At 70.9% G+C, this 7,211-nt stretch carries 5 protein-coding genes; 1 reads left to right on the forward strand and 4 read right to left on the reverse strand.

Annotation, left to right across the window (positions count from 1 at the left end; translation table 11 throughout):
* Positions 1–5 precede the first annotated feature (5 nt).
* From uvrC to kdsB, 4 genes are read right to left on the reverse strand one after another with little or no spacing between them, the layout of a single operon-like run.
* Positions 6–1,865: an excinuclease ABC subunit UvrC gene (gene uvrC / locus CEK69_RS05390; RefSeq protein ID WP_043095834.1), complete on the reverse strand. Its 1,860-nt coding sequence runs from the start codon at positions 1,863–1,865 to the stop codon at positions 6–8.
* Entirely contained in the window at positions 1,862–3,283 is a 1,422-nt protein-coding gene (locus CEK69_RS05395; protein WP_017910969.1) for a redoxin domain-containing protein, read from the reverse strand. The genes uvrC and CEK69_RS05395 overlap by 4 nt, the downstream gene beginning before the upstream one ends.
* Positions 3,280–3,768 (reverse strand): low molecular weight protein-tyrosine-phosphatase, encoded by a 489-nt coding sequence (locus CEK69_RS05400; protein ID WP_043095836.1) that lies wholly within the window; start codon positions 3,766–3,768, stop codon positions 3,280–3,282. Before CEK69_RS05400 ends, CEK69_RS05395 begins: the two co-directional genes overlap by 4 nt.
* The gene (gene kdsB, locus CEK69_RS05405) at positions 3,765–4,544 is read right to left on the reverse strand and encodes a 3-deoxy-manno-octulosonate cytidylyltransferase (RefSeq protein WP_152244305.1); all 780 of its coding nucleotides are present in this window, start codon (positions 4,542–4,544) and stop codon (positions 3,765–3,767) included. Before kdsB ends, CEK69_RS05400 begins: the two co-directional genes overlap by 4 nt.
* A 218-nt stretch (positions 4,545–4,762) precedes the next feature.
* On the opposite strand from kdsB, the gene CEK69_RS05410 reads away from it, so the two are divergent.
* Positions 4,763–6,931 (forward strand): TonB-dependent siderophore receptor, encoded by a 2,169-nt coding sequence (locus tag CEK69_RS05410; RefSeq protein ID WP_226975052.1) that lies wholly within the window; start codon positions 4,763–4,765, stop codon positions 6,929–6,931.
* The last annotated feature ends 280 nt before the right edge of the window (positions 6,932–7,211 follow it).

A 7,211-nucleotide genomic window follows, 5' to 3' on the forward strand; every position in this document is an offset into this window, starting at 1 on the left:
CTGCTCTACTCGCCTGCCGGATCGGGCACCGGCAGTCCGTGCAGGTTAGCGTAGATTCGTGCGGCCAGTGCGTCGTTGATGCCTTCCACCCGCGCGATCTCGGCCTCGCCGGCGGCCTTGAGTCCGGCCAGCCCGCCGAAATGCTTGAGCAGGCTGGCGCGGCGGCGCGGGCCGATGCCGGGGATATCCTCCAGCTTGCTGGTCATGCGCGCCTTCTGCCGGCGCCCGCGGTGGCCGGTGATGGCGAAGCGGTGCGCCTCGTCGCGCACCTGCTGGATGAACTGCAGCGCCGGCGACGCCGCGCCCGGCCGCAGTTCGCGCCCGTCCGGCATCACCAGGGTCTCGTGGCCGGCGCGGCGCTCGGCGCCCTTCGCCACGCCGATCAGCAGCACCCCGTCCACGCCCAGGTCGGCCAGCGCGCCGGTGGCCTGCGCCAGCTGGCCGGCGCCGCCATCGATCAGCAGCACGTCCGGCAGCACCACGTCGCCCTTGCCCTCGCCTTCGGCGGCGCGACGGAAGCGGCGTTCGATCGCCTGGCGCATCGCCGCGTAGTCGTCGCCCGGCTCGATGCCGCTGATGTTGTAGCGCCGGTACTGGCTGCGCACCGGGCCACTGGCGTCGAACACCACGCACGAGGCCACCGTGGCCTCGCCCATGGTGTGGCTGATGTCGAAGCACTCCACCCGCTTGACCGGTTCGGCCAGGCCGAGCATCTCGCGCAGCGCCTCGCTACGCGCGTGCTGGGCGTTGCGGCTGGTCAGTTCGGTGACCAGGGTGGCCTGGGCGTTGCGGCTGGCCAGCTCCAGGTAGCCGGCGCGCTCGCCGCGCACGTTCCACTTCAGTTGCACCTTGCGTTCGGCGGCCGAGCTCAGCGCCGCCTCGATCAGCTCGGCGTCGGGAATCTCGCGGTCCAGCAGCACCTCGCGCGGCGGCGCGTGCTCGACGTAGTACTGCGACACGAACGCACCCAGCACCTCGGCGGCACTGTCCTCGCCGTTGGTCTTGGGGAAGAACGCGCGGGTGCCGAGGTTGCGGCCGTCGCGGAACGCCAGCAGCAGCACGCAGGCGTTGGCGCCCTGGGTGGCGCAGGCCAGCACGTCGAGGTCGGCGGCACGGCCGTCCACGTATTGCCGGCTCTGCATGCTGCGCAGCGAGCCCAGCAGATCGCGCAGGCGCGCGGCGCGTTCGAACTCCAGACGTTCGCTGGCGGCCTGCATCGCCTGCACCAATTCCTCGCCGAGCTGGTCGCTGCGCCCTTCCAGGAACAGCGTGGAGCGGCGCACCGCCTCGGCGTACTCGTCGGCCGCCACCAACGCCACGCACGGCGCGCTGCAACGGCCGATCTGGTACTGCAAACACGGCCGCGAGCGGTTGCGGAACACGCTGTCCTCGCAGCTGCGCAGCTTGAATAGCTTGTGCATCAGGTTCAGCGTCTCGCGCACCGCGGTGACGCCGGGATACGGCCCGAAATAGCGCCCGGGCACCGCGCGCGGGCCACGGTGCAGGGTGATCCGCGGCCACTCCTCGCGGGTCAGCAACACGTAGGGATAGCTCTTGTCGTCGCGCAGCGACACGTTGTAGCGCGGCGACAGCGACTTGATCAGCTGGTTTTCCAGCAGCAGCGCCTCGCCCTCGCTGCGGGTGACGGTGACGTCCATGCGCGCCACCTGCGCGAGCATGGCCATGGTCCGCGCATTCTTCGGCGAGCCGCTGAAGTAGCTGGACACGCGCTTGCGCAGTGCGCCGGCCTTGCCGACGTAGAGCAAGGTGTCGTCGGCGGCGTACATGCGGTAGACGCCGGGCGCGGTACTGAGGTTGGCGGCAAAGGCCTTGCCGTCGAACGCGGGCAATGCGGGGGTGCTCATTCGCCGATCGCGACGTCGTGCAATTCGCCACTGGCGATGTCGTAGCGCAGCACCGCATGCGCATCGGTCTCGGCGATCCACACCGTGCCGGCGCTCACCGCCAACCCGCCCGGGCCATGCAGGCGCCGCGGCAAGGCCGCGGTGGACAGTTCGCCGCCGCCCAGACGCAGGCTGCGCAGACTGCCGTTGCCGCTGTCGGCGATCCACAGCAGCGGCGCGTCCGGGCTCAGCGCGATCGCCTGCGGGAACTGCAGGCGGGCACGGCTGCGCGGTCCGTCCTCGTTGCCGAAATCCCACGGCCCCTGGCCGCCGAGCAGGGTCTGCACCAGGTCGCCGCGCAACTGCATCGAGCGCACCGCCGAGCCCAGCGCATCGCACACGTACAGCACCTGCTGCACCGCGGCCAGGCTGCACGGCTGCGCGAACGCGGCCAGGTGGCCGCTGCCGTCGCGCAGCTCCAGCGCGCCGGCACCGGCGCGCCAGCGCAGGCTGCGGCTGCCCAGGTCGTAGCTCCAGATGCGGTTGTCGCCGGCCATCGCCAGGTGCACCTGGTTGTCGGCGATCACCACGTCCTGCGGATGGTTCAGCGGCGCCAGCAGCGGTTGCTCCACCGGGCCTTCGACCGGCTCGCCGGCGCGACCGTTGCCGCACAGCGTGTCGACCTGGCCGGTGAGCAGGTTGATCCGGCGCAGCGCATGGTTACCGGTATCGGCCACGTACAGCACGCCGCGCTCCAGCGCCAGCCCGCGCGGACGGTGGAACGCCGCCTCGCCGATCGCGCCGTCGATGAAGTCCGCGGTGCCGATGCCGAACTGGCGCAGCACGCGGCCGCTGGTGCTGCATTCGAGGATGCGGTGATGGCCGCTGTCGGCGACGTACAGGCGATCCTCGGCCACCGCCAGGCCGGTCGGGAAGCGCAGCGGCAGGCGCGGCTCCGGCTGGGTCTCGCGGGCGTCGCGCAGGTCTTCGTCCAGCGGCAACGGCTGTCCGGCGCAGAGCGCGTGCAGCGCCTTGTCCAGTTCGGCGCCGCCGATGCCGACCAGGCGCTCGCGTTCGACCCCGCCGGCGTCGATCAGCACCAGGGTCGGCCAGGCCTGGACGCCGAAGCGCTGCCAGGCGGCCCAATCGGCATCGAGCAGGACCGGCGCGGACACGCCCTGGCTGCGCAGCAGCTTCAGCGCCCGCTGCGGCTCGCGCTCGCTGTCGAAGCGCGGCACCTGCACCACGATCACCTGCAGCCGTCCAGGATTGCGCGCCTGCCACTGGCCGAGTTCCGCCAGGCGCTGCGCGCACCAGACCGAGGCGGCATTGACGAAGGCCAGCACCAACGCCCGCCCCTGCAGATCGCGCAGGCGGATCGGCTCGGCGTTGAGCCAGGCGCCGGACGCGGGGAGTTCCAGGGCGGCGATGGAATTCATCGGCCGATTATGCCGGAGCCGAGGTCGGCGGACAGTCGTGCCACGCTGCCGGCGGCGGCTTCGTCTACCAGTTGCCAGACCTGCTCGAACTGGGCGCTGCCGCCGGTGTACGGATCCGGAATCTCGCGGTGGCCGTGCACCCCGGCCCACGGCAGCCACAGCGCCACGCGCTCGTGCGCCGCCGCCGGGGCGCGCTGGCGCACGTCGCGCAGGTTGGCCGCGTCGGCGCACAGGATCCAGTCGAACTCGGCAAAGTCGCGGTCGCGCAGTTGCCGGGCGCGCAGGCCGGCGATGTCCACGTCATGGGCGGCGGCGCAGGCGACCGCGCGCCGGTCCGGCGGCTCGCCGCGGTGCCAGTCGCCGGTGCCGGCCGAGTCGACCTCCACCACACTCGCCAGCGGCGAGCGCTGCAGGTGGTGGCGCAGCGCGCCCTCGGCCATCGGCGAACGGCAGATGTTGCCCAGGCACACCAGCAGCAGCTTCATGCCTGCCCCTGCAGGTAGGCCTCGGCGCGCGCCAGGTCCTCGGGCGTGTCCACGCCCGGCGGGAACGGCGCCGGCGACAACGCCACCGCGATGCGGAACCCGGCTTCCAGCACCCGCAACTGCTCCAGCGACTCGATCCGCTCCAGCGTGCCCGGCGGCATCGCCGCGAACCGGCGCAGGAAGCCGGCGCGATAGGCGTAGATGCCGATATGCCGCAGCCACGGGCCGGGCAGCGGCAACTGCGTCTGCGAGGCGGCGAAGGCGTCGCGGTGCCAGGGGATCGGTGCGCGGCTGAAGTACAGCGCATCACCGGCGGCGCTGCGCACCAGCTTGACCACGTTGGGATCGAACAGGTGCTCGGCCGCGTCCACCGGCGTGCCCAGGGTCGCCATCTCGGCGCCGCTGTCGGCCAGGGTCCGGGCCACCGCGACGATGCCGGCGACCGGTGCGAACGGCTCGTCGCCCTGCAGATTGACCACCAGGGTCGCATCGTCCCAGCCGGCGATGTCGGCGCACTCGGCCAGGCGGTCGGTGCCCGAGGCGTGGTCGCTGGAAGTCGTGGCCACGTGCACGCCGTCCAGGTCGGCCACCGCGGCGGCGATGCGCGCATCGTCGGCGGCCACCCACACCTGCGCGGCGCCGGCGGCGAGCGCGCGCCGCGCCACGTGGCGGACCAGCGGCTCGCCGCCGAGCGCGCGCAAGGGCTTGCCCGGCAGCCGCGATGCGGCATAGCGGGCCGGAATGGCGACCACAAAGGCCGGGACGGCGGCGCTCATGCCGCCACCGTGCCGGCGGCGGAAGCGGCGATGGCCGCGGCGGCAGGCGCGTGCTGGAACGGGACGAATCCGGCCATGAATTGATCTTTCTCCGCCAATTATTGAGAATAGTTCGCATTCGCCATTCGACGTGGCCGGACTGCCCAGCACGTGTGCCGCTGCGACAGCTTCCGGCGCGACGACGGCGTTGCCTCCTGCCCATTCTATAGACCCCACCGATGAACCTTGCCGCTCGTTCCGTCCGATCCGCTGCGCAGCCCTCCCACGCCACCACGCGCCGCGCACTGTGCCTGGCCATCGCCGCCCTGCTGCTGCCGGCCGCGGCCGGCGCGGCCGAGGCCGTGGCGGCCGGCGACCGCGAACCCACGCAACTGGAGAAGCTGGACGTGGTCGCGCAGCGCAAGGACGGCTATACCCCGCCGCCCAGCGCCGCCAGCACCGGCTTGGTGTTGAGCCCGCTGGAGACGCCGCAGTCGGTGAGCAGCATCGGCCGCGAGCAGATGGACGACTTCGGCCTGCGCAACGCCAACGATGTGCTGGCGCTGGCCACCGGCATCAACGTCGAGAAGATCGAGACCGATCGCACCTACTACAGCGCACGCGGTTTCGACGTCGTCACCTTCCAGGTCGACGGCCTCGGCCTGCCGTTCACCAATGGCGGCGCCGAGGGCGACCTGGACACCGCGATGTACGAGCGGGTGGAGGTGTTGCGCGGCGCCAATGGGCTGATGTCCTCGACCGGCAATCCGTCGGCCACGATCAACTTCGTGCGCAAGCGGCCCACCGAGGACCTGCAGGGCAGCGCCGGAGTGACGGTGGGCAGCTGGGACACGCGGCGGCTGGACGCGGACCTGTCCGGCCCGCTCAACGCCAGCGGCAGCGTGCGCGGGCGGGTGGTCGCCGCCGGCCAGGACGGCGACAGCTACCTGGACCGCTATGCGCTGAACAAGCACAGCGTCTATGGCATCGTCGAGGCCGATCTGAGCGATCGCACCCGCCTGAGCGTGGGCGCCAGCGATCAAAAGAACGACGCCACCGGTGGCATGTGGGGCGCACTGCCGCTGTACTACAGCGATGGCAGGGCCACGGATTTCGCGCGGTCCACCAGCACTTCGGCCGACTGGTCGTACTGGACCACCGAAGACAAGCGCGGGTTCCTGGAACTGCGGCAGGACCTGGGCGCGGACTGGCGGCTCACGCTGGCACTGAACTACCGCAGGCTCGACAACGATGCCCAGCTGTTCTACGTCTACGGCACTCCCGATCGCGACACCGGCCTGGGCCTGTTCTCCTACCCCTCGCAGTACGGCAGCAGCGAAACCCAGAAGTACGCCAACGTGTCCGCAAGCGGACCGTTCGCGCTCGGCGGGCGCGAGCACGAACTGGTGGTGGGCGTGCAGTGGGGCCGCGTGGAGGCCGACCAGGTGTCCTGGTACGGCAACGACATCGGCACGCCGCTGCCGCCCCTGCAGGACTGGAACGGCGCCTATCCCAAGCCGCGTTTCGACGCGTTCTCCGACGGCGCCCAGTTCGACATCATCCGCCGCACCGCCTACGCCACCGCGCGCTGGAACCTGGGCGAGACGCTGAAGCTGATCACCGGCGTCAACCACACCGGGATCGAGAGCCGCGGCCAGAACTACGGCGTGCAGCATGCCTACGACGACAGCAGGACCACCCCGTTCGTCGGTGCGGTCTACAGCTTCGCCCCGAACTACGCGCTGTACGCCAGCTATGCGGAGATCTTCAACCCGCAGACCGAACTGGACCGCAACCTGCGCGTGCTCGACCCGATCACCGGCAGCAACGCCGAGCTCGGCATCAAGGGCCAGTGGTTGCAGCAGCGCGTCAACGCCTCCTTCGCCCTGTTTCGCGCCAAGCAGGACAACACCGCCGAAGCCGATGTCTTCGTCGGCACGCTGCAGACGTACCGGCCGATCGACGCCACCTCCACCGGCTACGAGTTCGACGTCGCCGGCCGGATCGGCGCGCACTGGCAGCTCAACGCCGGTTATACCCAACTGGGCATCAAGGGCGACGACGGGCGCAACGTGCGCACCTACGTGCCGCGCCGCACCTTCAAGCTGGCCACCACCTACACCGTGCCGCAATGGGAGGCGCTGCAGCTGGGCGCGACCCTGACCTGGCAGGACGCCATCGTCCGCGACCAGGAGGCCGTGGACACCGCCGGCAATCCCATCTACACCCGCCAGGGCAGCTATGCGCTGCTGGGGCTGATGGCGCAGTACGCCATCACCCCGCAGTTCAGCGCCACCCTCAACGTCTACAACGTCACCGACCGCAAGTACATCAACAGCCTGTACTGGGCGCAGGGCTACTATGGCGCGCCCCGCAACACCGCCCTGGCGCTGACCTACCGGTTCTAGCGCCGGCCGCTGGCGGAACGCGTCGCGCAGGGCACTTGCCGCGACGCGTGGTGCCGTCGCTGAGAGTTGCGGAATGTGCGACGGTCGCTGGCGGGAGCGCGGTACGCGCGGACACTGGAACGCGCCGTCGGCACGGCGCGACTGGTCGAGCGCCACGCGCAACTGTGTGCCGCGAGGACACCTCTCCACGACGGAAAGTGTCCTGTAGATACCGTCTTACCCCCTAGCAGGCAAGGCCCCTTTTCGGATCGAACGCCGTGCCCGATTTGAGAACCCCGTA

The organism is Xanthomonas sp. LMG 12462, assembly GCF_009192885.1.
GTDB classification, from domain to species: domain Bacteria; phylum Pseudomonadota; class Gammaproteobacteria; order Xanthomonadales; family Xanthomonadaceae; genus Xanthomonas_A; species Xanthomonas_A sontii.

What these genes read in the sequence shown, in the direction of transcription:
- CEK69_RS05395 (WP_017910969.1), bottom strand. Translation starts at nt 3,283, where the DNA reads ATGAATTCCATCGCCGCCCTGGAACTCCCCGCGTCCGGCGCCTGGCTC.
- CEK69_RS05410 (WP_226975052.1), top strand. Translation starts at nt 4,763, where the DNA reads ATGAACCTTGCCGCTCGTTCCGTCCGATCCGCTGCGCAGCCCTCCCAC.
- kdsB (WP_152244305.1), bottom strand. Translation starts at nt 4,544, where the DNA reads ATGAGCGCCGCCGTCCCGGCCTTTGTGGTCGCCATTCCGGCCCGCTAT.
- CEK69_RS05400 (WP_043095836.1), bottom strand. Translation starts at nt 3,768, where the DNA reads ATGAAGCTGCTGCTGGTGTGCCTGGGCAACATCTGCCGTTCGCCGATG.
- uvrC (WP_043095834.1), bottom strand. Translation starts at nt 1,865, where the DNA reads ATGAGCACCCCCGCATTGCCCGCGTTCGACGGCAAGGCCTTTGCCGCC.